The 26845-nt window shown below is 68.9% G+C and carries 28 protein-coding genes; 16 read left to right on the top strand and 12 right to left on the bottom strand.

Annotated features, from left to right (window positions below; all coding sequences use genetic code 11):
• The 5 genes from NM2_RS08980 to NM2_RS08955 form a co-directional block, all read right to left on the bottom strand.
• The coding region (locus NM2_RS08980) for an amidohydrolase family protein (protein ID WP_157120988.1) at positions 1-977 on the bottom strand (977 nt) is incomplete at its 3' end.
• A 240-nt stretch (positions 978-1217) separates the two neighbouring features.
• Positions 1218-1700: an FxsA family protein gene (locus tag NM2_RS08970; RefSeq protein ID WP_067666512.1), complete on the bottom strand. Its 483-nt coding sequence runs from the start codon at positions 1698-1700 to the stop codon at positions 1218-1220.
• Between the two features lie 87 nt (positions 1701-1787).
• Positions 1788-2447, bottom strand: a complete 660-nt coding sequence (locus tag NM2_RS08965; RefSeq protein ID WP_067666510.1) for a response regulator — start codon at positions 2445-2447, stop codon at positions 1788-1790.
• 27 nt (positions 2448-2474) lie between these two features.
• Positions 2475-3686: a sensor histidine kinase gene (locus NM2_RS08960; RefSeq protein WP_067666556.1), complete on the bottom strand. Its 1212-nt coding sequence runs from the start codon at positions 3684-3686 to the stop codon at positions 2475-2477.
• A 403-nt stretch (positions 3687-4089) separates the two neighbouring features.
• Entirely contained in the window at positions 4090-4758 is a 669-nt protein-coding gene (locus NM2_RS08955) for a TetR/AcrR family transcriptional regulator (protein ID WP_245717915.1), read from the bottom strand.
• A 202-nt stretch (positions 4759-4960) separates the two neighbouring features.
• On the opposite strand from NM2_RS08955, the gene NM2_RS08950 reads away from it, so the two are divergent.
• The 5 genes from NM2_RS08950 (at position 4961) to NM2_RS08930 (ending at position 10990) form a co-directional block, all read left to right on the top strand.
• Complete coding sequence (locus NM2_RS08950) at positions 4961-6487, top strand: TldD/PmbA family protein (protein ID WP_439956855.1); 1527 nt, start codon at positions 4961-4963, stop codon at positions 6485-6487.
• Positions 6488-6489: 2 nt separating this feature from the next.
• Positions 6490-7878, top strand: a complete 1389-nt coding sequence (locus NM2_RS08945) for a metallopeptidase TldD-related protein (RefSeq protein WP_067666552.1) — start codon at positions 6490-6492, stop codon at positions 7876-7878.
• A gap of 111 nt (positions 7879-7989) precedes the next feature.
• Complete coding sequence (locus tag NM2_RS08940) at positions 7990-8406, top strand: hypothetical protein (protein WP_067666506.1); 417 nt, start codon at positions 7990-7992, stop codon at positions 8404-8406.
• Positions 8403-10208: a hypothetical protein gene (locus tag NM2_RS52530; protein ID WP_067666504.1), complete on the top strand. Its 1806-nt coding sequence runs from the start codon at positions 8403-8405 to the stop codon at positions 10206-10208. The genes NM2_RS08940 and NM2_RS52530 overlap by 4 nt, the downstream gene beginning before the upstream one ends.
• A complete protein-coding gene (locus NM2_RS08930; protein WP_067666502.1) occupies positions 10208-10990 on the top strand; it encodes an ESX secretion-associated protein EspG in 783 nt (260 codons plus the stop codon). The genes NM2_RS52530 and NM2_RS08930 overlap by 1 nt, the downstream gene beginning before the upstream one ends.
• A gap of 239 nt (positions 10991-11229) precedes the next feature.
• On the opposite strand, the gene NM2_RS08925 is transcribed toward NM2_RS08930, so the two are convergent.
• Complete coding sequence (locus NM2_RS08925) at positions 11230-11703, bottom strand: nitroreductase/quinone reductase family protein (RefSeq protein WP_084530629.1); 474 nt, start codon at positions 11701-11703, stop codon at positions 11230-11232.
• 100 nt (positions 11704-11803) lie between these two features.
• Between NM2_RS08925 and NM2_RS08920 the strand changes: the two genes are divergently transcribed.
• Positions 11804-12415: a TetR/AcrR family transcriptional regulator gene (locus tag NM2_RS08920; RefSeq protein WP_218025882.1), complete on the top strand. Its 612-nt coding sequence runs from the start codon at positions 11804-11806 to the stop codon at positions 12413-12415.
• A gap of 254 nt (positions 12416-12669) precedes the next feature.
• On the opposite strand, the gene NM2_RS08915 is transcribed toward NM2_RS08920, so the two are convergent.
• On the bottom strand, positions 12670-13734 hold the full coding sequence (locus NM2_RS08915; protein ID WP_218025881.1) for an amidohydrolase family protein: 1065 nt from the start codon (positions 13732-13734) through the stop codon (positions 12670-12672).
• The gene (locus NM2_RS08910; protein WP_067666500.1) at positions 13731-14477 is read right to left on the bottom strand and encodes an SDR family NAD(P)-dependent oxidoreductase; all 747 of its coding nucleotides are present in this window, start codon (positions 14475-14477) and stop codon (positions 13731-13733) included. Before NM2_RS08910 ends, NM2_RS08915 begins: the two co-directional genes overlap by 4 nt.
• 101 nt (positions 14478-14578) lie before the next feature.
• On the opposite strand from NM2_RS08910, the gene NM2_RS52925 reads away from it, so the two are divergent.
• Positions 14579-14719, top strand: a complete 141-nt coding sequence (locus tag NM2_RS52925) for a helix-turn-helix domain-containing protein (RefSeq protein ID WP_369690310.1) — start codon at positions 14579-14581, stop codon at positions 14717-14719.
• On the opposite strand, the gene NM2_RS08905 is transcribed toward NM2_RS52925, so the two are convergent.
• Positions 14716-15033 (bottom strand): hypothetical protein, encoded by a 318-nt coding sequence (locus NM2_RS08905; protein WP_067666498.1) that lies wholly within the window; start codon positions 15031-15033, stop codon positions 14716-14718. The genes NM2_RS52925 and NM2_RS08905 overlap by 4 nt on opposite strands.
• 70 nt (positions 15034-15103) lie before the next feature.
• Between NM2_RS08905 and NM2_RS08900 the strand changes: the two genes are divergently transcribed.
• Entirely contained in the window at positions 15104-16000 is an 897-nt protein-coding gene (locus tag NM2_RS08900) for a LysR family transcriptional regulator (RefSeq protein ID WP_067666496.1), read from the top strand.
• Positions 16001-16164: 164 nt separating this feature from the next.
• Here the strand turns inward: NM2_RS08900 and NM2_RS08895 are convergent, their stop codons facing one another.
• On the bottom strand, positions 16165-16428 hold the full coding sequence (locus NM2_RS08895; RefSeq protein ID WP_067666494.1) for a helix-turn-helix transcriptional regulator: 264 nt from the start codon (positions 16426-16428) through the stop codon (positions 16165-16167).
• Positions 16429-16528: 100 nt separating this feature from the next.
• On the opposite strand from NM2_RS08895, the gene map reads away from it, so the two are divergent.
• Positions 16529-17296 carry a type I methionyl aminopeptidase gene (map, locus tag NM2_RS08890; protein ID WP_067666492.1) on the top strand — a complete coding sequence of 256 codons (768 nt, stop codon included), beginning with the start codon at positions 16529-16531 and terminating at the stop codon, positions 17294-17296.
• A gap of 62 nt (positions 17297-17358) precedes the next feature.
• Positions 17359-17742: a PPOX class F420-dependent oxidoreductase gene (locus NM2_RS08885; RefSeq protein WP_067666490.1), complete on the top strand. Its 384-nt coding sequence runs from the start codon at positions 17359-17361 to the stop codon at positions 17740-17742.
• 24 nt (positions 17743-17766) lie between these two features.
• Here the strand turns inward: NM2_RS08885 and NM2_RS08880 are convergent, their stop codons facing one another.
• Both NM2_RS08880 and cobN read right to left on the bottom strand, forming a co-directional pair.
• A complete protein-coding gene (locus NM2_RS08880; protein ID WP_067666488.1) occupies positions 17767-18156 on the bottom strand; it encodes a PPOX class F420-dependent oxidoreductase in 390 nt (129 codons plus the stop codon).
• 79 nt (positions 18157-18235) lie between these two features.
• Positions 18236-21847, bottom strand: a complete 3612-nt coding sequence (cobN, locus tag NM2_RS08875) for a cobaltochelatase subunit CobN (protein WP_067666486.1) — start codon at positions 21845-21847, stop codon at positions 18236-18238.
• Between the two features lie 281 nt (positions 21848-22128).
• On the opposite strand from cobN, the gene NM2_RS48840 reads away from it, so the two are divergent.
• The 6 genes from NM2_RS48840 to NM2_RS08850 all read left to right on the top strand — a co-directional run bounded on the left by NM2_RS48840 (position 22129) and on the right by NM2_RS08850 (position 26844).
• Positions 22129-22383, top strand: a complete 255-nt coding sequence (locus NM2_RS48840; protein WP_157120987.1) for a hypothetical protein — start codon at positions 22129-22131, stop codon at positions 22381-22383.
• 4 nt (positions 22384-22387) lie between these two features.
• Positions 22388-22717 carry a hypothetical protein gene (locus NM2_RS08870; protein WP_067666484.1) on the top strand — a complete coding sequence of 110 codons (330 nt, stop codon included), beginning with the start codon at positions 22388-22390 and terminating at the stop codon, positions 22715-22717.
• Positions 22718-22796: 79 nt separating this feature from the next.
• On the top strand, positions 22797-23984 hold the full coding sequence (gene cobG / locus NM2_RS08865) for a precorrin-3B synthase (protein WP_067666482.1): 1188 nt from the start codon (positions 22797-22799) through the stop codon (positions 23982-23984).
• A gap of 57 nt (positions 23985-24041) precedes the next feature.
• Positions 24042-24677, top strand: a complete 636-nt coding sequence (locus NM2_RS08860; RefSeq protein ID WP_067666544.1) for a precorrin-8X methylmutase — start codon at positions 24042-24044, stop codon at positions 24675-24677.
• Positions 24674-26254 (top strand): precorrin-2 C(20)-methyltransferase, encoded by a 1581-nt coding sequence (locus NM2_RS08855; RefSeq protein ID WP_067666480.1) that lies wholly within the window; start codon positions 24674-24676, stop codon positions 26252-26254. The genes NM2_RS08860 and NM2_RS08855 overlap by 4 nt, the downstream gene beginning before the upstream one ends.
• A 32-nt stretch (positions 26255-26286) precedes the next feature.
• A complete protein-coding gene (locus NM2_RS08850) occupies positions 26287-26844 on the top strand; it encodes a PadR family transcriptional regulator (protein ID WP_439956854.1) in 558 nt (185 codons plus the stop codon).
• The last annotated feature ends 1 nt before the right edge of the window (position 26845 follow it).

Genomic DNA, 26845 nt, shown 5'->3' with positions numbered 1-26845 from the left:
GCCACGGCCGCCACGGCGGCGTCGCCGATCGCGTGGAATCCGGCCTGGATCCCGGCCTCGGTGCAGGCGCCGAGATGGGCTGCGATGGTGTCGACGTCGAGATATCCCAGGCCCCGCGTGTCGCGATCGGCGTACGGCGCGTGCAGCCAGGCGGTGTGCGAGCCGAGTGAGCCGTCCACGAACAGGTCTCCGGCCAGACCGTGCACGCCGAGTTCCTTGACCAGGGCGCGCGCCTCGTCGGCGTCGCGCACCGCCTCACCCCAGTAGGCGCGCACCTCGACGCCGTGCGCGAACTCCAGCAACTCGGTCACATCGGCCGCACCGGAGATCTGCGGTCCGGCGCATTCGTGCACGGCGACGACGCCGTTGGCAGCGGCGTGGTCGAGCGCGGCGCGGCGGGCACGGTCACGCTGGTCGCGATCGAGCCGGTCGAGTACGGCGCTGCGGGCGAGATGATGCGCCCGCGCACGCAGCGGCTCACCTCGGGTGTACCCCTCGGCCGTGGCGATCTGCGGCACCGATTCCAGCAGTGCGGTCGATACGACCGCGGAATGTGCGTCCACGCGAACGAGATACGCGATCCGGCCGGGCCCGGCCGCGGCATCGATCTCGGCCGACGCGGGCGGGCGGGCCTCCGGCCATCCGGTCTCGTCCCAGCCCTCGCCGATGATCACCGCGTCCGGATGCGCCCGCGCGTACTCACCGACCAGCGTCAGGCACTGCGCCAGCGACGCGGCCCCGGACAGATCCAGCCCCGTCAGTTGCAACCCCAGCGCCGTGACGTGCACATGCGGATCGACGAATCCGGGCGCGACGAACGCACCGTCCAGATCGATGATCTCCGCATCGGGATGCAGCGCTCGCCCCGGCCGTTCGGCGCCCAGCCACACCACCGTGCCGTTCTCGACCGCCATCGATGTGGCATCGGGAGAACTAGGGCTGTGGATGCGACCGCCGACCAGCAACTGGGTACTCACGGCAGACAAGTCTGCCGCACCGAGTTTTCGTCGCGGTCCCCGGCGTCCGGGGCATGTGTCGCTGACAACGGGATCGTGGACTCATTCGGCGGGCGCATCGCCGTCACGTCGCGCCGTTACCGCGGATGGCATCGTCCGAAATACACCGGCGACGGACGCGCCGAACCGTCGCGGTCGAATGAACGCCCATCGCTCACAGCGCAATTCGGGCGTTCGGCACCGGGACGATCCTGCGGGTAACTACCGTCCGTCGAGCATCGGGCGAGCCGTGCCCTGGCCGTCGTCGTAGTACTCCTGCACCACGACGCCGTCCACCACATCGCCAGCCGGGTCGACGACCGTGCCGCGGTAACCTGCGGCCATGGTCAGGCGGTCGATGCGGCGGGTGGCGAAGGCCGAGACGACCGGGCGGAGCAGGCGGCGGGTGGGCAGCAGCAGAAGCAGGCCCACGACCGAGGTGACCAGACCCGGCACGAACATCGCGACCGCGCCGAGGGTGACCAGCGCACCGTCGGCCACCGCGGTGCCGGGGGCGATCTCCCCGCGGCTCGCGCGCCGGAACTGGTCGAACACCCGGCGGCCCTGCGAGCGCACCAGGATCAGGCCCAGCCCCGAACAGGCGATGAGCAGCAGAATCGTCGCGAAGACGCCGATGAAGTGGCCGACCACGACGAGGGCGGCGATCTCGACGACCAGGTATAGAGCGAACAGCAGCGCGGGCATGGCGGTCCTTTCGAAAACCATCTACCCCATACAACGACCGTATCGTCCGATTTTCTCCCGGACCCGCCTGTGCGGTCGCTGAGAATCTCACGCGCCGGGGCGCACCAGCCCCGTCTCGTAGGCCAGCACGACCGCCTGCACCCGATCACGCAGACCGAGTTTGGTCAGCACCCGGCCGACATGGGTTTTCACCGTCGCCTCGGACAGGAACAGTTCCCCGGCGATCTCGGCATTGGAGCGTCCGGCGGCGATCTGCTCGAGCACCTCGCGTTCGCGGGCGGTGAGCACGTCGAGTACCGACGCGTCGCGGGTACTGCCGGGATCGTCCGCGATGAGCCGATCCAGCAGGCGTTTGGTCACCTTCGGCGACACCACCGCGTCACCTGCGGCGACGCTGCGGATCGCCGAGATCAGGTCCTCCGGCGGGGTGTCCTTGAGCAGGAAACCGCTCGCGCCCGCACGCAACGCGCCCAGCGCGTGTTCGTCCAGGTCGAATGTTGTCATGACGAGAACCTTGCTGCCGCAACCGGATTCGAGGATCTGCCCGGTGGCGGCGACACCGTCCACGACCGGCATCCGCACATCCATCAGCACCACGTCGGGAGTGAGTTCGCGGGCCTGCTGCACGGCCGCGGCGCCGTTGTCGGCCTCGCCGACGACCGTCAGATCGGGGTGCGCACCCAGCACCATCCGCAGCCCGGCTCGCATCAGTTCCTGGTCGTCGACGACTAGCACGGTGATCGGCACGTGACCAATCTACTGGGATCGTCGAGGTCATTCGGCCGCATCGGATACGAGCGGGATCGTCGCCCGTACCCGCCAGCCGCCCTCGGGACGCCGCCCGGCCTCGAGCGCACCGCCGAGCACCGCCACACGCTCGCGCATACCGACCAGGCCGAGGCCGCTGCCCGAGATGCCATTGCGGACAGCCAGATCCGGCCCGGCCGCATCGTTCGCCGCGCCGGCCAGCGGCCCCGCACCGTGACCGAGATCGGTGACCTCGACCAGCACGTCGGCGTCCCTGCGGTGCACCCGCACCCACGCCTTCGGCGCCGGTCCGGCATGACGGAAGGTGTTGGTCAGCGACTCCTGCACGATGCGGTGGACGCCTAGGCTGACCTCGGGAGCCACGTCGTCGAGTTCGCCGGTCAGCTCCAATTCGACTGCCAGCCCGGCACTGCGCATCATCTGCACCACCTTCGCCAATCCCGCGGTGCCGTGCTGCGGCAACTGCTCGGGTGCGTGCTCGGTGCGCAGCAGCGCGACCGTGCGGCGCAGTTCGCGCAGGGCATCGCGCCCGGTGGCCGCGATGGTTCCCAGAGCCTGTTCGGCGGCGTCGGGATCGCTGCGCAGCGCGAACTTCGCGCCGTCGGCCTGCACCACGATGACGCTCACCGCGTGCGCGACGATATCGTGCAGTTCCCGCGCGATGCGGGTGCGTTCGGCCGAAACCGCCTCGTGCGCACCGCGTTCGCGGTCGTAATCGGCCACGGCCAGCCGGGCGGCCACCTCCGTGTCGTACGCGTGCCGGGCGCCGAGGAATTCGGCCAGCGTCCAGCACAGCGCGTAGAACAACGTCAGGAACGCGACCGTGATCGGCACCGACTCGTGCAGCAGCAGATCCACGAGCACCGCGTCCACGATCAGGCCGCCCAGATAGATCAGCCCCTCGCGGCGTCCCACGTACGCGACCAGGGTGTACAGCGCGATACCGACCGCCACCAGCGCCGAAACCTGCAGATCCTCCCCGACCAGCCGACTGACCAGCGTCGTCAGCAGCGCCAGCGCGAGCAGCGCCGCGGCACTCGTACGCGGATATCTGCGCCGGAAGATCACCGGAATCGGCACGATCACCGCGAAGACGAGATACACGGCCAGGTACCGCTTGTGCCCGATGGTCACCAGATCGACCAGCAGCAGCGCGACCGCCAGCATGGCATCGGCGACGAGCGGTTTCCCCCGAAGCCACAAGCTGAATCGACGCACCACCCCAGCCTATGCGGCCCCCGCCGCAGCCCCGACCGACGCACCCACCCCGAACAAGCCCAGCGGCGAAGCATCTCCCACGCCAGAACAACCAGGCAGAACACCCCCGGCCCAACACACCAATTCCCCGACGCCGCAGGCGAGCCCCGCTCTCAGGTGAGATACCGCCCCAACCCGACCACCTCGAACGTGCCCAGCGGCGAAGCGTCTCTGTCCGCCGGAACAGTCAGGCAAATAACGCCAACTCCCAAGTTTTTCGGCGCGGCTCGTCGTTCAGCCCTCGAAGCGCATGGGCGAAGCCCGAGTCTCGAGGGCTGAACGACGAGCCATCAGGGCGCCGAAAAACCCGCCGGAGCGAAGCGGAGGCCGAAAATACAGCCGAAGATACAGCCGAAAATACAGTTCAGCAGTGCACTTCGGCGGGGATCGGGCGAGGGGCGTGGGTGGAGTGACCCGCCAGCCAGGGGGCCAGCACGCGGGAGGTCGTCTCGCGGATCTTGCGTTGCAGACGCTCGCCGTCCTCGATGGCGTGACGTCCGGAGAACAGCACGGTCAGCGCGCCCGAGACGGCGCCGACCACCGCGCCCACCAGTGCGGCCGCGCCGACCTCGTCGAGTTCTTCGGGAAACGCGGCACGCAGATGACGGGCCATCTCGTGCTGTGCGACCAGTTGCGCGTGCGCGGCGCGGCCGCTCACCGCGGGAACCGTGCGCGAGACCTGGGCGCGCAGGACCGCGATGCGCGCGGCGAGAGTGTCGCCGAGATGGTCGCCGGGATTGTCACCGGCGGCGCGCAGCGCGCGTAGCAACACCTCGACGGGGCGTTCGTCCGCGCGGCGAGTCGCGATCGCGTGCACGGCGGCCTGCACCCGGTCATCGGGCTGCGGGAACAGCAATTCCTCTTTGCTCTCGAAATAATTGAAGAAGGTGCGGGTGCCCACCTCGGCTGCCGCGGCGATGTCGGCGACGGTCGTCGCCTCGTAGCCACGGGCCTCGAACATCTCGACGGCGGTCTCGAGGAGGGCGCGGCGGGTGCGTTCCCGCTTGCGGTCACGGAGGGCTGATGGCGGCACGCGGGCAGACAGTACGGCATGTGACAGCGAATTCCGGGCAGGTAGCGCGTCCGCGCGTTGCACCTCGCGCCACATCGCACCGCATGCAATCTTGCGGCCGATGCGGTGACGCACGGCGTGTCGCTTTGTGCCGCACCGGATTCCGGAACGTCCTCGAGCATTCGGTTGAACGACCGGTTCGCGAGCAATTAGCGTGTGCGAGGTGAGTATCACACCTCGAGCCGTGGACGAACAGTTCCGCGCACTGCCGCTGGACGCCCTGGCCGATGCGGCGCTCGCGGCCGCGCGTGCCGCCGGCGCCGACTACGCCGACCTGCGCGTGCACCGGCTCGTGCAGCAGACCATCCGGTTGCGCGACGGCCGCGTCGAGGCGGTCACCGATTCGACCGACCTGGGTTTGGCGGTCCGTGTGATCGTCGACGGCACCTGGGGTTTCGCCTCGCACGCCGATCTGTCGCCCGATACCGCCGCCGAGGTCGCCCGGCGCGCGGTGACCGTCGCGACGACGCTGCGGGCGCTCAACCGCGAACAGGTGATCCTGGCCGACGAGCCGGTCCACCGCGACGCGCAGTGGGTCTCGGACTACGCTATTGATCCGTTCGAGGTGCCGACGCCGGAGAAAACGGCTCTGCTGCTGGACTATTCGGAGCGCCTGTCCGCCGCCGACGGCGTCGATCATGTCAGCGCGCATGTGCTGCAGGTCAAGGAGCAGACGTACTACGCGGACACCGCGGGCTCCTCGATCACGCAGCAGCGGGTGCGGGTGTATCCGCTGCTGGAGGCCATCACTGTCGATCCGGCCCTCGGAGCGTTCGAGACGATGCGCACCCTGGCCGCGCCGGCCGGGCGAGGCTGGGAATACCTCACCGGCGAGGACGGCGTCTGGGACTGGACCGGCGAACTGGCGCGGATTCCGGAGTGGCTGGCCGAGAAGGTGAAAGCGCCCAGCGTGGACCCGGGCCCGACCGATCTGGTGATCGATCCGACCAATCTGTGGCTCACCATCCACGAATCCATCGGCCACGCGACCGAATACGATCGCGCCATCGGCTACGAATCCGCTTACGCCGGAACCTCGTTCGCGACCCCGGACAAACTGGGCACGCTGCGCTACGGCACGCCGGTCATGCACGTCACCGGTGACCGCACCGAACCGTACGGCCTGGCCACGGTCGGCTACGACGACGAGGGTGTGTCCGGGCAGCGCTGGGATCTGATCCGCGACGGCGTACTGGTGGGCTACCAGCTGGATCGGGCATTCGCGCCCCGCCTGGGCCTGGACCGCTCCAACGGTTGCTCCTACGCCGATTCCGCGCACCACGTCCCGATCCAGCGGATGGCCAACGTCTCGCTGCAACCGGATCCCGAGCACGACACCAGCACCGCCGAACTCATCTCCCGCGTGGAGAACGGCATCTACGTCGTCGGCGACAAGTCGTGGTCGATCGATATGCAGCGCTACAACTTCCAGTTCACCGGACAGCGCTTCTTCCGAATCCGCAACGGGCGCTTGGCCGGTCAGCTGCGCGACGTCGCCTACCAGGCCACCACCACCGATTTCTGGGGTTCGATGGAGGCGGTGGGCGGCCCGTCGACCTGGGTGCTGGGCGGCGCGTTCAACTGCGGCAAGGCACAGCCCGGCCAGGTCGCGGCGGTCGGTCACGGCTGTCCGTCGGCGCTGGTGCGCGGAGTCAATATTCTCAACACCCGATCGGAGGCCGGGAAGTGACCGTGCTACAGGGCGGGGAGGTCGTCGAGCGGGCATTGGCCGCCTCGCAGGCGGACGAGGCGATCGTGATCGTCACCGACGCCTCGGAGGCATCCCTGCGCTGGGCCGGGAATTCCATGACCACCAACGGATCCACGACCTCGCGGGAGTGGTCGGTGGTGTCGGTCCTGCGTGCGGGGCCCACCTCGGCCCGGGTCGGCAGCGTGAGTTCGACCAGTGTCGACGCGGCCGATATCGAGGCGGTGGTGCGCGCGAGCGAACAGGCCGCGCGCTCGGCAGCACCGGCCCGCGACGCGGTGCCGCTGCTGGAGCCCGACGCGGTCGGCCTGCACCTGGATCCGGACTGGGCCGCGGACCCCGCGGCCACCGGCATCGACGTGTTCACCGGTCTGGCAAGCGATCTGGCCACCGGATTCGACGGCGCGGACCGGCTCTACGGCTTCGCCCACCATCAGCTGCACACCACCTGGCTGGGCACCTCGACCGGCATCCGCCGCCGCTGGACCCAGCCGACCGGATCGGTCGAGATCAACGGCAAACGCGGCCCGGCATCGGACACCGCGAGTGCCTGGGTCGGCGCGGGCACCCTGGATTTCACCGATGTCGACACCCCGGGCATGCTCGCCGAACTCGCGCGGCGACTGGACTGGAACGCCCGCCGGGTCGAACTACCCGCCGGACGTTACGAGACGCTGCTGCCGCCGTCCGCGGTCGCGGATCTGCTGATCAACCTGGCGTGGGAGATGCAGGGGCGCGGCGCGAACGAGGGGCATACCGCCTTCTCCCGGGCCGGTGGCACCCGCGTCGGGGAACGTCTGACCGATATCCCGCTCACCCTGTACTCCGATCCCAGTGCGACGGGACTCGAGTACCGGCCCTTCGTGGCGACCGCGTCCTCCTCGGACTCGATGTCGGTATTCGACAACGGCCTTCCGGCGCAACGGGTGGACTGGGTGCGCGAGGGCGTGATCGACAATCTGGTCTACCCCAGGGCGATCGCCGCGGAATTCGATGCGCCGGTGACGGTTCCCGGCGACAATCTGCTGATGACCGGCGGCTCGGCGGCCACCCTCCCGGAGATGATCGCCGTTACCGGACGCGGCCTGCTGCTGACCTGCCTGTGGTACATCCGCGAGGTCGATCCGGCCACCCTGCTGCTGACCGGCCTGACCCGCGACGGGGTGTACCTGATCGAGGACGGCGAGATCACCGGCGCGGTGAACAACTTCCGCTTCAACGAGAGTCCGCTGGATCTGCTGCGCCGCACCACCGAGGCCGGGGCGACCGAGATCACCCTGCCGCGCGAGTGGAAGGACTGGTTCAGCCGAACGGCCATGCCCGCCTTGCGAATTCCTGATTTCCACATGTCCTCGGTGAGCCGGGCGACCTGACCCGCGGCCCCGCCGGACCGGACGAGACCACACACCGCACAATCGCGATGGCCGTACACCTGGACGGCCGGTATGGCAGAATCGCCGCCACACAGTCGAAGCGGGGGCAGCATGACAGACGACAGCGGGGGCCGGGTCTTCGGTCCACTGATCGAGCAGGCCAAAACCGGCTCGGTGTCACTCGACGTGGAGCCGCAGGCGTTCCTGGCGCTGGATCGCGCTCTGCGACAACGCAAGACGGAGATCCAGGCGATCCAGAAACTCGTCCGGCAGGTGCAGACGCACGAGGCGTGGGGCCTGGGCGAGAAGGCCGACATCCTCACTTCGGCCCGCACGATCGCGCAGCGTTTCCGGGACAAGGGCGGCGGCGGGGCCAACAACGCCTACGACACCCTGCAGGATCACTGGCAGACCGCCGACGAGATGCAGACCCTGTTCCGCACGATCTGCGACCGGCTGCAACAGACCGACAGCGAGTTCGCCGCCAAACTCCGTGCGGCACAGGCGGCTACGGAGGAGGCGGTATGACGACCTACGATCCGCCCGGCATCACCGATCCGGAGAACGTCGACGCGCTCACCCATCAGCAGATCTACGACGCGTTCCAGACCGTCGCGCAGAGCGCAGGTGACGTCGTCACGGCCTGGCAGCAGGCCGGAAGGCAGTGGCGCACATCCACTTCCGGCCTGGTCGAGGCCGTGCGCTCGGCGGTGGACGGGCACTGGACGGGCGCGTCCGCCGACGCCGCGGTGACCGCCCTGGTCGATTACGGCAGCAAGGCCGGGGAGCTCGCGGATCTGTTCGACGCGGCCGGACAGACGGTCTCGAATACCGCACAGGCCGCGCTCACCGCCAAGGCGTACATTCCCCAACCCGTCCCGGTGAGTGCCGATCAGACCAAGGACCCGTCCGGTTTCGACCGCCAGACCCGTGAGGCGAGCAAGGCGCAGGACGACGCCCGGCAGGTGATGCAGCAGCGGTACGTGCTGCCGTTCACCGATCAGGACAAGCGGATTCCCACCTTCCCCGCAGCGGTGCCCGTCGCGAACGGTGGCGGCACGGTCCCGGCGAGCGCGAGCGACTCCCAGGACACCGCGACCTCGACGGAGCCGGCCGTCTGGAGCAACGGCACGCACCCGGGTTCCACCTCACCGGCGAGTGTCACCTCACTACTGCACGATCTGCCGTTCCCGGCGTCGGCCGACACGACCATCGGCCGATTCCCGCACGACCCGTCCTCGGCGACGCCCTCCACGAGCGATGTGCTGTTCCAGCAGCCGACGACGAGTCGTCCGGCCCGAGCCGATCGGCACGAGGGCACCCCGTCCCCCGCGACCACCCCGCCGGCGAACCCGTCCGAGTCCGCCCCGACCACGCCCTCATCGGCACACATCGATTCTCCGGCCCTCACCCCGGACGGCGATCGGCCCGACTCGACCCGGCAGCGCCCGAATTCCACTCAGCAACAACCGAATTCGGAACAGCCGCAAACCACCCCGGAACGCTCGACGGCACCGGCGCAGACCCAGACGCAGGCCACCGGCACCTCCTCGACCGATGCCATCCGGCCCGGACACGACAGTATGGCGAATCCGCCCACCGGCGGATCCTCCCCCAACTCCGCGCCCTCGGCCAATTCCGCTCCCGCGCCGAACCCGACACCTGCGCCGAATCCCACTCCCGCACCGAACGCACCCTCCGCCGGTTCGTCCGGGCCGGTCCCGGGCTCCGCGATGCCGAATCTCGCCGGACCGGCACTCGGATCGGCGGGTTCGGCCGGGCCCATCCCGGCCATACCGTCGCCGGTACCCAGCGCGCCCGCACCGGTACCGAGTACGCCGGTGCCCAGTGCGCCGACGCCGCCGGTGCCGAACACCCCGGCGCCCGCACCGAGTTTCGTGACCCCGACGCCGAACCCGCCCGCACCGGCTCCGAACACGCAGGTCCCAGTGCCGAACGTGCAGGCACCGCCACCAGGCGCCTCGACTCCCGCGCCGCCGGTGCCCAAACCCGCGCCGAGCACACCCGTGCCCGGCGCACACGCACCGGCCGCGGCCCAGGCCACGCCCGCGCGCCCGACGGTGGATCCACTACCGCCGGATGTCCTGGCCGAGCCCGCGGCGGCCGCGGTCACCGGGGCAGCCACGGTGGAGGCGATGTCCGATCCCGGCCACCACCACGCCGGCGCGGACCATCGGCCGCCGCGACTACGGGTCAGATACGAGGGTGATCGGGATCGGACGGGCAAGAAGGTCGACCTACGGCACGAATCGCACACCGCGGAGATGGCCGGAAGCGATGGGCATGTCCAGCCGACGATAGGTGAATAATGGGCACTTGGTCGTTCGAGGACGAGGAATTCGCGGCACTGTGGTTCGGCCCCGCGAACGACCGAATGCTCTATCCGCTGCACTACCTGTCCCGATTCGGTCATGTCAACGAGCGCGACACCTACTGGGAACAGGTCCGGCACAGGTATTCCGAACAGGGTGGGCTGAGCTGGAATCAGGCCGACCTGCTGCGGCGGGCGTTCACCGTGCTGACCGATCCGGAGGTGTGGGCCGAGATCCACGGCGTCTCGGATCAGGCCGGGCCGATCCGGGTCGCCGCGGCCCGGCACGACCGGCATGCCGCTCTCGCAATACAATTCACGCGTCGCCCGCGTATCGAGCTCAGTATCGTGAGCGCCGATCGGCTCTCCGCGGTCCTGGCCGGCGTCCTGCCGAACTGTTGCCCCGGGACGCATCCCGCCCAGGCGTTCGCCGCCGCCGATCTGTATCCCGAACGTCAGCCCGCGCTGCACTACACCGGGGAATCGACTCCGCTGCAACGGTATCGGCGATTGGTCCGGCGTCCGGCGGGCGGGGCCGGGGTGGTCACGGTGTTCCGGGGACCGCGCAACCGGGGCGGCGAGCAACCTCGCAAGGTGGGCACCGTGCGCTGGTACGACATCCACGACGACGGCCGCTACATGGAGACCGGCAATCGCACCGTCACCGTCCAGCCCGCGGACACCTCCGCGATCCAGGCCGCGATCGCCCGATTGCTCGATCATGCCCTGTCCGAGTACCGCGATTACGTCGACGACATCGGGGAGTTCGCACACCGATAGGACGAGCGGATCCGGTCCACCGCAAGATGATCCGGCTCGTGCGTCGGCGCATGGGCGAGGCCCCGCAGCGAGTTCACCCACAGCGGCCCACGCGGCAGATCTTGCACCCGCGTCAGGCAGATCACCGGCGAGGCATCGGGATTCGCCCGGGGTGAGCTGCCACGGTTCCGACATCCGAGATCCGCGCGCCCCGAACTGATCGAGGAGAATCCGCTGGGTTACAAGGTGTTTCGGTCAATTCATCGAGATTCGTCACGCGGGTGCAGGCGCACGACAGCGGTACCCTTCCCCAGCGCCGTCCGCAGTTCGGTGCGGTTGACACTGCCGTCGGCGTCGAGGCTGATTCCGGCGAATCGACCGTGCACCGGGTTCTGCTCCAGGATGATCCGGTACAGTTCGACGAGTTGCTCCTCGTCGGTGATCACCTCCCAATCGGCGTCAATCTCCTTTCCGCGCAGGGTAACCCGCACCGGCTCACCGTCACGGAGATTACGGCGCCAGCGGGCCGCGGTGCCGACCAGCAGATCCCCTTCGTGCGTGGCATAGCCGACCGGGTTGGCGTACTCGCGCCCGGTCTTGCGGCCGACGACCGTGATGATCAGCAACTTGCCGCTGAAGATCCGGTGTAACCGGGTTCGCAGCGTGGAGCGGACGGCGGCGTCCCAGGAACGCTGCAACCGGGACTGCGCGGGCGCGCGGGTCGAACTGGACATGGCGGATACCTCCGAATCACCGTATTTTCTGAGTATCTACTCAGAAAATACGACGGGATGCGGCATACTGCAAGGGAGAATGGAGTTTCCAGGAGGCGATGTGACATCCGAGCGCGCGGCCCGCGGCCGCCCCCGCACCGGCGTGCGGGAGGCCGTGATCGCGAGCGCACAGCAGGTACTCACCGAATCAGGCCTGGCACGCATATCCACCAAGGAGGTCGCCCGCCGGGCGGGTGTCGCCGAATCGAGCATTTTCTATCACTTCGGCGACCGGATGGGTCTGCTGCAAGCGGTGATCCAACACCAGTTGCTGCCGCTGAAGGGTTTACTGAGCGACCGCCAGGGGACCGAGCGGACTCTGCGCGAGGATCTGCTCGACCTGCTCACCACACTCGAGGACTTCTACCTCGCCGCAATCCCCGTCATCGCCGCGATCCAATCCGATGCCGAACTGCGCGAGTCCTACGAAAAGCGCAGCCGCGACATGGATCTGGGCCCGCACCGCGCCGTCGACGCGATCGTTGCCCACCTGTCCCCTCGCGCCGACACCGCCGACCTGCGTCCGGCGGCCCTGCTGCTGGCGGGCGCGGCACATCAGCGCGCCATGCAACGCCACCTGAGCCCACCCGACGCGCTCATCGCCCTGCCCACCCGCGACGATATCGCGAATACCCTACTGCCCCTGTTCGATTCAGTGTTGCACAGTTCGTAGCCCACGCGACACACCTACCGGCCATCCGCGATCCTCGGGCGTGGATCGATCGCCACGCCGATGCTTCGCCAGATGAACCTTGGTGTACCGCGGACGACGTCGGGGTCGTCGATAGCCGACCGAACGGCGCGGCGCATGGTCCGGAACCGCCGGTGTCGTCATTTGCCCTGCACGGGGAGTCACCCGAACGACCCGGTCTCTCGACCGGGCCGCCCGGTCCGCCCCGGCCGACCGGCACCGAAAACCGTTGCGCACTAGTGGATATGGCGATTCTCTCCGCGCTCGGCCTGGCCGATGCCGAACACGCGCTCGGCCGTGCGGTGGGCAATCGCGGTTCGCTGAGCGTCGGTCAGCGGGGCATCGCGCAGAAAGGCCAGGGCGGCCGCGGGGTCCTCGTACGGATAGTCGATCGCGAACATGATCGCGTCCGCGCCGACCGCGCGCAGGGCCAGTTCGAGTACGTCCGGATCATCGATTCCGCTGGTGGTGATCACCATATTGCGGCGGAAGTACTCGCTGGGCGTCAGGGACAGCTTCGGCATCGGCGTGGCCGCCCCGGCCGTCCGCGCCGCGAATGCGTGCCGATTATCGATTCGCCTGAGCCAGTAGGGAATTCCCTCGCCGAGGTGACCCAGGACGATGGTCAGGCCCGGAAAGCGATCCAGCGTGCCGCTGAGGATCAGGCGCATGGCGTGCAGTCCGGCCTCGGCCTGATAACCCCAGATCGCCCCGGGCATCCCGTAGTCGCGATAGGCGGCGAGCATGCTCGGCGCTCGCGGGTGCAGATAGATCGGCGCTCGGTTCGCCTCGGCCGCCGCCAGCAGCGGGGCGAACTCCGGCTCGTCCAGATATCGCCCGCCGGTATGCGAGTTGATCATGATGCCGTTGAGTCCGAGCGGACCCATCACCCGTTCGATCTCCGTGGCCGCGGCCACCGGATCCTGCGGAGCCACCGTGCCCAATCCACCGAACCGGCCCGGATGCCGACGCACGATCTCGGCCAGCGCATCGTTGAATCGCCTCGCCAACGGCACCGCATCGGACGACGGAAACGGCTGTACGCCAGGGGGATTCAGGCTGAGTATCGCCATATCCTGTCCGAGCGCGTCCATATCGCGCAGCCGCGCGTCGAGATCGGTGAGACGACCACGAAGCCCCGGATCGGACTCGACGGTCCGCATCAGATCCATCTCGACCTCGTCCCCCGGCAGGACATCCACGGCATGCGCGGTGCTCAGGAAATCCTCGGTGGAGATGTGCTCCTCCACCGCGATGACGCGCATGTCGGTCCCGATGCGCTCGTGGGCCGTCGCGCTCACGCCCGCCTCCCACCGTCGACCGACAACGTGATTCCGGTGACGTAGGACGCGGCGTCCGAGCACAGCCACACCGCCGCCGCGGCGGCCTCCTCGGGCGTGGCCAACCGGCCCAGCGGGGTGTTCGCGGCCTGCCGAGCGATCATGTCGGTACCGGCCGCCACCTGCTCGAATCCGGAAGTCAGGGTCGGGCCCGGACACACGGCGTTGACCCGGATGTTCCGGTCGGCGTAGTCGACCGCCGCGACCTTGGTGAGCCCGACGATGCCGTGCTTGGCGGCCACATACGCCGGAGCGGTCGGAATCGCATACAGACCGCCGTTCGAAGCGACGTTCACGATCGCGCCGCCGCCCGCAAGCAGCGGCAGTTCGTATTTCATGCACAGAAAGGTCCCGGCCAGGTTGACGCCGATCACCCGGTCGAATTCGTCCAGAGTCATCTCGTCGAGCCGCCGATGATGCGAGGCCAGCCCCGCGTTGTTCACCGCGAAATTCAGGCCGCCGTACGCCTGGACCACGCGCTCGACCGCAGCCCGCACCGAGGATTCCGCGGCGATGTCGACGGTGACCGCCAGCGCCTCACCGCCGTCCGCCCGGATCGCGTCAGCGGTCTCGGCCGCCGCACTCGGGTCGATGTCGAGCACGGCAACCGCGGCGCCCTCGCGGGCGAAGGCCACCGCCGCCGCCCGGCCGATCCCGCTGCCCGCGCCGGTGACCAGACCGATTTTCCGATCTTCGGCGCTCACTGGGCATCCGCCTTGGATAGCGCGTCGTCTACCGCGGCGAGGAAAAGGCGGAAGTGGCGCTGATGTCGTCGCATGAGAACTTCTTTCGATAGTAGGTTCGAATGGACGGGCTGGTGCGATACACATACCGGGTGCGGCCCGGCCGCACCGCCGAGAAAGCACCGCCGGCCGAGTGGGGGTGCTGCCGCTGGTTGTGGAACGAAGCGGTTCACCAGCAGAATCGCAGACGGGAGAACCGTTAAACCAGCGACTCGTGGTTCGCCCAGGCCACCTTGTAGGGATGCCGCGACTGCCAGTGGTCGATGACCTCGTGCACGCCGGGCGCGGCGAACGCCTTCCCCAGTGTCTCGACATCGGGCAGGCCGATCTGCACGATCGCGGTCGCGATCAGCGCCGGAATGGCCTCCTCACCGGGAATGGGGATATGCCGCCGGGTCACGACCGACTGCGTGAAGCCGGTATCGAGCATGGCCTGTTCGATATCCGTGAGATATCGGTCGAGCTCACCGTCGGGCAGCGGGGAATCGAAGGAAACAATCATCGTGTGGTTGATCATGAGGCAATTCTCGGCCGATCACCTCTCAGGCGTCCAAGACCGGTTCGTTATCCGACGATAACCTGGAGGCATGATCGAACTGGAAACCCGGGAGCTCGAGTACTTCATCGCGGTCGCCGACGAACTGCATTTCGGCCGCGCCGCGGTCCAGCTGTCGATCGCGCAACCGGCGCTGTCCAAGGCGATCCGGCGGATCGAGAGCAGGCTCGGCGTCCCGCTGTTCGTGCGCTCGAGCCGTCGTGTCGAACTCACCCCGGCCGGTGCGGCCCTGCGCGAGCACGGGCGGCACGCGCTCAACGCCGTCAGCGCCGCGGTCCGCAATGCCCGGCACGCCGCCGACGCCCAGGCTCACCTGCGACTCGTGCTCAAACCCGGCGGCGATGCCGGGCTGCTGTCCGGAATCCTGGCCGAATACTCCCACCAGCCCGACGCCCGCCGGGTGGAGATCCTGTTCAGCGGCCCCGTCGACCGCACCGACTTCCTGCGCGAGGACCGCGCCGACGTCGGCCTGCTCTACGCGCCGTTCGACGACCTCGACGGCCTGGCCCACGAGATTCTGCACACCGAGGACCGTGTGGTCATCGTCCCGCGCCACCACCGCCTCGCCGAGCGCGCATCGGTACGCATGTCCGATCTCGAAGGTGAGACATTGCCGTGCTGGAAAGGTCTCCCCGGCGACGAGGGCACCGGCCCCGTGGTCTCCGATGTGGTCCAGATGATGCACATGATCTCGGTGGACCGCATGATCGCGATACTCCCCCGCTCACTGGTCGAGAACATCCCGCCCGACCTGGTCTGCATCCCCGTCTCCGACGCCCCGCCCAGCCACCTGGTCCTGGCCTGGAACGAACACGACCACCGCCCATCGGTCACCTCGTTCGTAGCCGCCGCCCTGCGCGCCTGTCGTCAGGACATCCGATCGAGCACCGAAAACCTCGTTTCCCCAACAGGTTCCACCGAGCGTTGACAACCGACCCCGAAACCATTCGCCCTGCTCTGATCGATCACTCCGGCTCGAGAAGATCACGTGTCCTCGGCTCGATCAGCGCCCCCATGCCAGCGACGGAATGCTCTGCGCCACATCGGAGTTCGACAAAGTACACACGACCGAGAACCGAGAACCGGCGTCGCTCAGGCCGATTCGGCGAGGGCGGCGGATTGCCAGACGTCGGCGAGGTCCTGAAGCGGAATGTCCAGGGCCCGGCTCAGGCCGACGACCGTGCCGAAGGCGGGGCTGGGAAGGCGGCCGGACTCGATCTTGCGGAGCGTTTCCGGGGAGATTCCCGCCGATTGTGCGATATCGCCGAGATCCCGGCCCGCGCGGGCCGAGCGCAGGCAGGCGCCGAGGCGGCGGCCTGCTTCGACCTGCGCCGGAGTGAGCGGGAGACGGACCATGTCGACAGATTACGAGCGGTATTCAAATACCGCAAGCGGCTTGGTATATAAATACCGAGTGAGCTACGGTGGTATTTATATACCGTCGAGGGAGGTACCCGTGGTCGAGCTGAAGACGCCCGACGAGATCGAGAAGATGCGCGTGACCGGGCAGTTCGTCGCCCAGATCCTGGCCGAACTGCGCGAGCGCGCCCGGGTGGGCGTGAATCTGCTCGACCTGGAACTACATGTGCGGCAGCGCATCCAGGAGCGCGGCGCGAAGTCGTGCTACTGGGACTACGCGCCGTCCTTCGGCCGCGGCCCGTTCCGCAATACCGTCTGCCTGTCGGTGAACGACGCTGTGCTGCACGGCCTTCCGTTCGACTACGTGCTGCGCGACGGTGACGTGCTGACCATGGATCTGGCCGTGGAGGTCGAGGGCTGGGCGGCCGACTCGGCCGTCACGGTCATCGTCGGCACACCGGCGGACGCGGACCGACGTCTCGTCGCCGCGACCGAGGAGGCGCTGGAGGCCGCCATCGAGGTAGCCGTTCCGGGCAATCGGGTGGGCGACATCTCCGCGGCGATCGCCGCTGTCGCGCGCTCCCACGGCTATCCGATCAACACCGAATTCGGTGGCCACGGCATCGGCCGAACCATGCACGAGGATCTGCACATCCCCAACGACGGCCGCGCGGGACGTGGATTCAAGCTACGTCGTGGGCTCACCATCGCCATCGAACCGTGGTTCGCGGCCACCACCGATCGCATCGTCGTCGATCCCGACGGCTGGACGCTGCGCTCGGCCGACGGCTCACGCACCGCACACAGCGAGCACACCATCGCCGTCACCGACGAGGGGCCGCGGATCCTCACCCTCGCTGCCTGAACTGTGCATCCAGGCATCGGCCGCGTGCTGTCGGCAGTGCGGCCTGGCGTTAGGCTGCGTACGTGGACAATCCCTTCGGCGCGGTCGGCACCGCGAATTACGTGCTGCTGACCACTTTTCGCAAGGACGGCACGCCGGTCGGCTCGCCACTGTGGGCGGCGCTGGACGACGGCCGGCTCTATGTCTGGACCGTCACGGACAGCTGGAAGGTCAAGCGGATCCGCCGCAATCCCGCGGTGACCCTGCAATCCTGCAATGTCAGCGGCACTCCGCGCGGCGAGGTCGTCAAGGGCACCGCGCGGATCCTCGACGACACCGGCAGCGATCGGGTGCGGCGGCTCATCAAGCGCAAGTACACGATCCAGGGCTGGCTGGTCGTGGTCGGCAGCCAATTGCGGCGCGGGCGGCAGGGCACCGTCGGCATCGAGATCACCGCCGAGGCCTGAGCCACCCGCCTACCGACGGGGTCGCTACTGTGCCCCCGCCTGCTGGGTGACCAACAGCCCGACCGAACCGTCGCTGCCCTTGACCAGCTTGTGGCCGCGGATCAGGATCTTGCCGATCACACCGTACTTGCGGCCGACGATCCCGCGCACCCGCTCGGTCTCCGACGCGTCGAGCACCTCGGCCGTACCGGTCAGCGCGTCGTCGGAGGTGGTGCGGCCCCGGTTGTCGCACGGTTGCAGCCGGACCTGCGGATTGCGCCGAATCCGCTTCACCTTCCACGACGAGGAGTCGGTCCACACCACGATCCGATCCCCGTCCGGCGCCACCCAGACGGGAGCACCCACCGCGGTGCCGTCCTTCTTGTAACTCGTGAGCAGCGCGTACTTATTGTTCGCCAGTTCATCCCAGGTCATGCCACAACGCTAGGCCGGGTCCGAGGCCCGCACATCCGTCCTCGGTCGGACCCGGCGATACGCTGTCGGGCGTACCGCGCTACTCCAGCTCGCCCTCGGTCTCCAGGTACACCTGCCGCAGCCTGTCCAGAGTCTCCTGTTCGGGCCGCTCCCACAGCTTGCGCTCGGCCGCCTCGAGCAGCCGTTCGGCGATGCCGTGCAGGGCCCACGGATTCGACTGCTCCATGAACTTGCGATTGGTCTCGTCGAAAACGTAACTCTCCGAGAGCTTCTCGTACATCCAGTCGGCCACCACATTGGTCGTGGCGTCGTACCCGAACAGATAGTCCACGGTGGCGGCCATCTCGAACGCCCCCTTGTACCCGTGCCGCCGCATGGCCTCGAGCCAGCGCGGATTCACCACGCGCGCCCGGAAGACGCGCGCGGTCTCCTCGGACAGGGTGCGGGTGCGCACCGCGTCGGGGCGGGTGCTGTCGCCGATGTACGCCTCGGGGTTCGTGCCGGTGAGCGCGCGCACGGCGGCCACCATGCCGCCGTGGTACTGGAAGTAATCGTCCGAGTCGGCGATGTCGTGCTCACGAGTGTCGGTGTTCTTGGCGGCGACCGCGATACGGCGATACGCGGCGCGCATGTCGTCCGCGGCGGGTGCGCCGTCCAGGTCCCGCCCGTACGCGAACCCGCCCCACGCGGTGTACACCTGCGCCAGATCGTCGTCGGTGCGCCAGCTGCCCGAGTCGATCAATTGCAGCAAGCCCGCGCCGTAGGTGCCCGGTTTGGAACCGAAAATGCGTGTGGTGGAACGACGTTCATCGCCGTGCTCGGCCAGATCGGCCCGGCTGTGCGCCCGCACGTAGTTCAGCTGGTCGGGCTCGTCCAGGTTCGCCACCAGCCGCACGGCGTCGTCGAGCATCGCCAGCACATGCGGGAAGGCGTCGCGGAAGAAGCCGCTGATGCGTACGGTCACATCGATGCGCGGGCGGCCCAGCTCGTCCTGGGGAATCACCTCCAGTGTGGTGACGCGGCGGCTGGCCTCGTCCCAGATCGGCCGCACCCCCAGCAGCGCCAGAACCTCGGCGATATCGTCACCGGAGGTACGCATCGCCGAGGTGCCCCACACCGACAATCCGACCGAGCGCGGGTAGTCGCCGTGGTCGGCCCGATAGCGCTCGATCAGCGAATCGGCCATGGCCTGACCGGTCTCCCAGGCCAGCCGCGAGGGCACCGCCTTGGGGTCCACCGAGTAGAAGTTGCGTCCCGTCGGCAGCACGTTGATCAGCCCACGCAGCGGCGATCCGCTGGGCCCGGCCGGGATGAATCCACCGTTCAACGCGTGCAGGATGCGCGCGATCTCCACGCCGGTCTGCCGCAGCCGCGGCACCACCTCGGTCGCGGCGAAACCGAGTACCCGCCGCACCGCGGCCAGACGTTCGGGATCCTCGCCGGAATCGGTCAGCAGCCGCTCGGTGAGCGCATCGATCTCCGTGACCGCCCAGTCCGTCTCCTGCATGGCCGAGACGAGCTCGCGCGCCCGCTTCTCGAAGGCGTCGACGCGCTCACGCGATTCGTCCCCGGATTCGCTGAGCCCCAACGCCTCTCGCAGACCGGGCACATGGTCCTCACCGCTCCAGAGCTGCCGGGCGCGCAACATGGCCAGCACCAGATCGACCTCGGCCGAACCGCTGGGCGCCTTGCCGAGCACGTGCAGGCCGTCGCGGATCTGCACATCCTTGATCTCGCACAGCCAGCCGTCGACGTGCAGCAGCATATCGTCGAAGGACTCCTCGTCCGGGCGCTCGGTCAGGCCCAGATCGTGGTCCATCTCGGCCGCGCGCATGAGCGTCCAGATCTGCTGGCGGATGGCGGGCAGTTTGGCCGGATCCAGGGCGGAGATGTTGGCGTGCTCGTCCAGCAGCTGCTCGAGCCGGGAGATGTCGCCGTAGGTCTCCGCCCGAGCCATGGGCGGAATCAGATGATCGACCAGAGTGGCGTGCGCGCGACGCTTGGCCTGGGTGCCCTCGCCGGGGTCGTTCACCAGGAACGGATAGATCAGCGGCAGATCGCCCAGCGCGGCATCGGTGCCACAGGATGCGGACATGCCCAGCGTCTTGCCGGGCAGCCATTCCAGGTTGCCGTGCTTGCCCAGGTGGATCATCGCGTCGGCGGCGAAACCGTCCGGCGCGGCCAGCCACCGGTAGGCGGCCAGATAGTGGTGACTCGGCGGCAGATCCGGATCGTGGTAGATCGCGACCGGATTCTCGCCGAAACCACGCGGCGGCTGCACGATGAGCACCACATTGCCGAATCGCAGTGCGGCGATGACGATCTCGCCGCGCGGATCGGCAGACCGGTCGACGTACAGCTCTCCCGGCGGTTCACCCCACGCCTGCACGACCGCCTCGCGCAATTGCGCGGGCAACGTGTCGAACCAGGCGGTGTAGGCGGCCGCGCCGATGCGAATCGGGTTGCCCTCCAACTGTTCCGCGGTCAGCCAGTCCGGATCCTGCCCGCCCGCGGCGATGAGGGCGTGGATCAGCGCGTCACCGTCGGCCTGCTCGAGGCCCGGGACCTCGCCCGGATCACCCAGATCGTAACCGGCCGAACGCATCTCGCTCAGCAGCGCGATGGCACTGGCCGGAGTGTCCAGGCCGACGGCGTTGCCGATGCGGGCGTGCTTGGTCGGATAGGCCGACAACACGATCGCGATCCGCTTGTCCGAGGCCGGAATGTGCCGCAACCGCGCGTGCCGCACCGCGATCCCGGCCACGCGCGCCGCGCGCTCGGGATCGGGCACGTAGGTGGACAGTCCGTCGGCGTCGAACTCCTTGAACGAGAACGGAACCGTGATGATGCGGCCGTCGAATTCGGGCACGGCCACCTGGGTCGCCACGTCCAGCGGTGAGAGGCCCTCGTCGCTGTCGGCCCACTGCTCGCGACCGGTGGTCAGGCACAGGCCCTGCAGAATCGGCACGTCCAGATCGGCGAGCGCCCCGATGTCCCAGGCCTCGTCGTCACCACCGGCGGATGCGGTGGCGGGTTTGGTGCCGCCCGCGGCCAGCACCGTCACCACCAGGGCGTCGGCCCCGCGCAATGTGGCGATCAGATCCGGTTCCGCGGTGCGCAGCGACGCGCAGTACAGCGGCAGCGGCCGGGCCCCGGCCGCCTCGATCGCCGCGCACAACGCCTCGACGTAGGCGGTGTTACCGGCCAGATGCTGGGCGCGGTAGTACAGCACCGCGACCGTGGGGCCCTCGACGTCCGCGCGCGCGGTCCGCTCGAGTTCACCCCAGTTCGGCAGGTGGACCGGCGGTTCGAAGCCGTATCCGGTGAGCAGCACGGTGTCGGACAGGAAATTGTGCAGCTGACGCAGATTCTCCGGACCGCCCGCGGCCAGATAGTTGTGCGCGTCCGCGGCGACGCCGCCGGGCACGGTCGAACATTCCATCAATTCGGCGTCCGGCGCCATCTCCCCGCCCAGCGCGACCACCGGAACCCCGCTCGCGCGCAACGTCTCGAGCCCCTGCTCCCACGCCCGGCGACCGCCCAGGATGCGCACGACCACCAGATCCGCGCCCGCCAGCAGGCCGGGCAGATCCTCCGGCAGCAGCCGCGCCGGATTGCCGAGCCGGTAGTCGGCGCCGCTGGCCCGTGCGGACAGCAGGTCGGTATCGGAGGTGGACAGCAGCAGGATCACGATCGGCCTTTCCTCGGGTTACGCGCCCATCAGGGATTCGTGCTCGCCGAGAGGGTCTGACTGTCACAGTGGCGCGACCGCACCGGAATTGCACCGGTTTCCTCGGGACAGGCGAGCACCGGGGATGCTACCGCGCCCCACCGACACCTTCGCCCAGCGCCCATAACGACCTGGCGCACACTCTCCCGGAACGGACATCCCCGGCGTACGCTCGTGATATGCCTAACTCACCAGGATGGGCCAGGCGGAATCGCTTCGCCGCCTGGTCAGGAATAGTTTGCATGTTAGTTGCCGTTGCGTTGCTGCCGATGGCATTGGCAGCTGTCGCCGGGCAACACCACGCGCTGGCGCTCCTCGCCGCCGGGGTGTGCGCGGGGATCGCGATAACAGGTCTGCTCATCTTCGAATCCACGGCCCATTCCGATCGGATTCGCCACCACGAGAAGCCACATCTGTTGTCCGACAGCTACGTTCCGGCTCCGCCGTGGGCGCGTCGCGCCCGTGCGCTGCGACGTACCGGCAGGAGAGGACTCTGAGCGCATGCCGATGACACCGAGCTGGGTTCGGCGCAATCACTTCACCGCCTGGTCCGGGTATTTCTGCGCGCTGGTCGGCTTCGCGACGCTGGCCATGACGCTCACCGCGGCCGGCACCGGCCACACCGGCTACGCGATGATCGGCGGCGTCCTGTTCGTGCTGACGCTCGTCTACGGACTGACTCTGATCTCCACCACGGTCCACCGCGATCATCTCGATCATCACGCGACACCGAATCTGCTGGCCGACAAGTGGGATCAGACTCCCCGCGCGCTGCGCCGCCGCGCCATGCTCCGAGCGGTCCGGCCGCAGCGCGCACGTATCCGGCCCTGATCGCACCGGCACACTGAACCGCCTACCCGATCGCGGCGCCGGACGCGCGCACCCGTTCGAGTCGTACGCTGGGTGGATCATGACTCGCTCCGCCCCCGATTCCTGCCCCGGCGTGCTGCGCCTGCACGAGGCCGCCGACGGACCGCTCGCGCGCATCCGCCTACCCGGCGGCCGGTTGCGCCCGGATCAGCTGCTGGCCCTGGCCGAGGCGGCCCGCGATCTCGGCGACGGCGGCATCGAGCTGACCTCGCGCGGCAACGTCCAACTCCGCCGGATCGGCGATGCCGGTGCGCTGGCCGACCGGCTCGGGGCCGCGGATCTGCTGCCCAGCCGCACCCACGAGCGGGTGCGCAATATCGTGGCCTCACCGCTGTCCGGGCGGCTCGGCGGCCTGGCCGACGTCCGGGATCTGATCCCACGACTCGACGACGCCCTGCGCGCGGCGCCGGCCCTGGCGGAGTTGCCCGGCCGAGTCCTGTTCACTCTCGACGACGGACGCGGTGACGTCAGCGGCCTCGGCGGCGATTTCGGCATCCACGCCGTGAGCGCGGACGACTACGCGCTGCTGCTGGGCGGACGCGACAGCGGGATCAGGGTGCCGCACGCACAGACGGTCGAGGTGCTGCTCGCCGCCGCACACGAGTTCCAGGGTCTTCGCGGGGAACGGTGGCGGTTGCACGAAATCCCCGACGGGCTCGCGCGGATCGTCGCCGCGCTCGGTGTGGAACCGGCCGACGATCTACTGGAATCGCCTGCACCACAGGATATTCCGATCGGCTGGTGCACCCAGGACGACGGTCTGGTCAGCCTCGGCGCGGGCGTGCGGCTGGGTGCGCTGCCCGGCCGGACGGCCGAATTCCTCGCCGCGGTGGACCGTCCGGTCGTCGTCACGCCCTGGCGCAGCCTGGTCCTGTCCGACCTGGATGAATGGACCGCCGAACAGGTGGTGCGCGTGCTGGCGCCGATGGGCCTGATCTTCGACGCCGCCTCACCCTGGCTGCTGGTGACGGCCTGCGCGGGACGACCCGGCTGCGCGAAATCCCGGACCGACGTACGCGCGGATGCCGCGGAAGCGGTCACCGAGGGGCGGATATCGCCGAACGGCACGCCGCGTCCGGGACACGACCTGGCCGCCAGCGAGATCACGGTTCCGGGACGTCAGCACTGGTCCGGATGCGAACGCCGCTGCGGCCGCCCGCGCGGCGACGTCACCGACGTCGTCGCCGAACCGGCCGGTTACCGCGTCACCCTGCCCAGCCGCGCCTGACCCCCGCTACCGCACTCGGTCCGGGAAGCCGTGCGACCGGGAACTATGGTGTACGCCATGTCCGATGTGCGTACCAGCTACCTCACCGACGGGGCCGAGATCTATCGGCGCTCGTTCGCGACCATCCGGGCCGAGGCCGATCTGGCCCGGTTCCCGGCCGATGTCGCGCAGGTGGTGGTGCGGATGATCCACGCCTGCGGGCAGGTCGATCTGGCCGCCGACGTGGACCACAGCGAGCACGTCGTCTCCCGTGCGCGCGCCGCGCTGCGAGCGGGTGCGCCGATCCTGTGCGATGCCACCATGGTCGCCGCCGGAGTGACGCGCAAGCGCCTGCCCGCGGAGAACGAGGTGATCTGCATGCTCGGCGATCCCCGGGTTCCGGACCTGGCGCGAACCATGGGCAATACGAGATCGGTTGCGGCACTGGAGCTTCTGCGTGACCGACTGGACGGCGCGGTGGTCGCGGTGGGCAATGCGCCGACGGCGCTGTTCCACCTGCTGGACATGCTCGACGCGGGAGCGCCCCGGCCCGCCGCGGTGCTGGGCATCCCGGTCGGCTTCGTCGGGGCCGCGGAATCCAAGCAGGCTCTGACCGAATTCGGCGGCGTGGAACATCTGACCGTCCGGGGGCGGCGCGGCGGCAGCGCGATCACCGCGGCGGCGCTGAATGCGATTGCGAGCGAACAGGAATGAGCGTTCAGGACCGCGGTCAGCGAAGCGGCAAACTGTGGGGCATCGGACTCGGCCCGGGTGACCCGGAACTGGTGACGGTCAAGGCCGCACGGATCATCGGCGAGGCCGATGTCATCGCCTTCCACAGTGCCCGGCACGGCCGCAGCATCTCCCGCGGCATCGCCGCACCCTATATGCGCCCCGGACAGCTCGAGGAACACCTCGTCTACCCGGTGACGACCGAGACCACCGACCATCCCGGCGGTTATCAGGGCGCCATCGACGAGTTCTACGAACAGGCCGCGGCCACCCTCGCCGCCCATCTCGCCGCCGGACGCTCGGTGGCGCTGCTGGCCGCCGGAGATCCGCTGTTCTACAGCTCGTACATGCATATGCACCGCCGCCTGGCCGACCGGTTCGAGGCCGAGATCATTCCGGGCATCACCTCGGTCAGCGCCGCCTCCGCCGCACTGGGCACGCCACTGGTCGAGGCTGATCAGGTGCTGACCGTCCTGCCCGGCACCTTGCCCGCCGAGGAGCTGACCCGCCGCCTGACCGAGGCCGACGCGGCCGTGGTGATGAAGCTGGGCCGCACATATCCGAGTGTGCGGCAGGCGCTTACGGATGCGGGGCGACTGGACGACGCGTACTACGTCGAACGGGCCAGCACCGGACGTCAGCGGGTGCTGCGCGCGGGCGAGGTGGACGCGGCCGGGGTGCCGTACTTCGCGATCACTGTCGTGCCGGGCCCGGCTCCGACGACCGAGATTCCGCTCAGCACAGCGGATTCCGCACACTCGCACACCACCAGAAGCCCGAAAACCGAAGCGCCGCGGGATGATCGCCCGGCGACCGGGGAGGTCGTGGTCGTCGGCCTCGGCCCGGGGTCGCCGGACTGGACCAGTCCGGAGGTCGCCCGCGCGCTGTCCGAGGCGACGGATCTGGTCGGGTACACCACCTACATCGACCGCGTGCCCGCGCGTCCGGGCCAGCGCCGCCATGCCAGCGACAATCGCGTCGAATCCGAACGCGCCGCCATGGCGCTGGATCTGGCCAAGCACGGCGCGCGGGTCGCGGTCGTCTCCTCCGGAGATCCGGGAGTCTTCGCGATGGCCGCGGCGGTCATCGAGGAATCGGCCGATCCGCAGTGGCGCGAGGTTCCGGTCCGCGTGCTGCCCGGAATGACCGCGGCGAGTGCGGTCGCGAGCCGGGTGGGAGCGCCGCTGGGACACGATTTCGCGATGATCTCGCTGTCGGACCGCCTCAAGCCGTGGGAGACCGTCGCCGAGCGCATCGCCGCGGTGGCCGCCGCCGATATGGCCATCGCCGTGTACAACCCGGCCTCCTCGCAGCGCACCTGGCAGGTGGCGGCGCTGCGCGATCTGGTTCTGGAACACCGCAAACCCGATACGCCGGTGGTGCTGGGCCGCGACGTCGGCGGCCCGGCCGAATCGGTGCGCGTGCTGACACTCTCCGAACTCGACCCCGCCGAGGTGGATATGCGCACACTGCTCATCATCGGGGCCTCCACCACCACCGCTTTCGACACTCCGGCCGGGCCGCGGGTGTTCACCTCCCGGCGGTACACGACCCCCTGAGCGCGACTCCCGATCCGAGCGTTAATATTCCAATGTGGAACGTTGATGTGGAAGGGGTGCATATGGCCGAAGGCGGATCGAAGCGGGGCTTGAACTCGACAGCGGCCTCGCTACTGGGTTTCCTGCACGAGGGGCCGATGGCGGGGTGGGATCTGGTGAATCTCGCCCAGGAAAGAATCGGCGACTTCTGGACGATCACGCAGAGCCAGGTCTATCGCGAACTGGCGGCAATGGACCGGATTGGCCTGGTGGAGAAGGGCGAGACGGGGGTGCGGGAGCGCACACCGTACCGGATCACCGAGGCCGGGCGGGAAGCGTTCGCGCAGTGGATCGCTCGCGATCCGGGCGCGGAGACCATCCGGGTGCCGCTGCTGCTGACCCTGGCGTTCGGCGAATTCGTCGAGCCCGAGCGGTTGAACCGGATCATCGCCGCCAATCGCGTCATCCACGAGGAACGCCTCGAGCGCTATCTCACGGGAATCGACGAGACGCGGTCCCAGTGCGAAAGGGCCACACTGGATTTCGGGATCGGCTACGAACGTGCGGTCCTGGAGTGGTTCGATCGGCTACCCGCGCTGCTCGAACGGTAAC

It is taken from the genome of Nocardia miyunensis NBRC 108239, from assembly GCF_001613065.1.
GTDB lineage: Bacteria > Actinomycetota > Actinomycetes > Mycobacteriales > Mycobacteriaceae > Nocardia > Nocardia miyunensis.
Note: the sequence above shows the minus strand (reverse complement) of the source record. Positions and strands in the feature narration are given on the sequence as shown.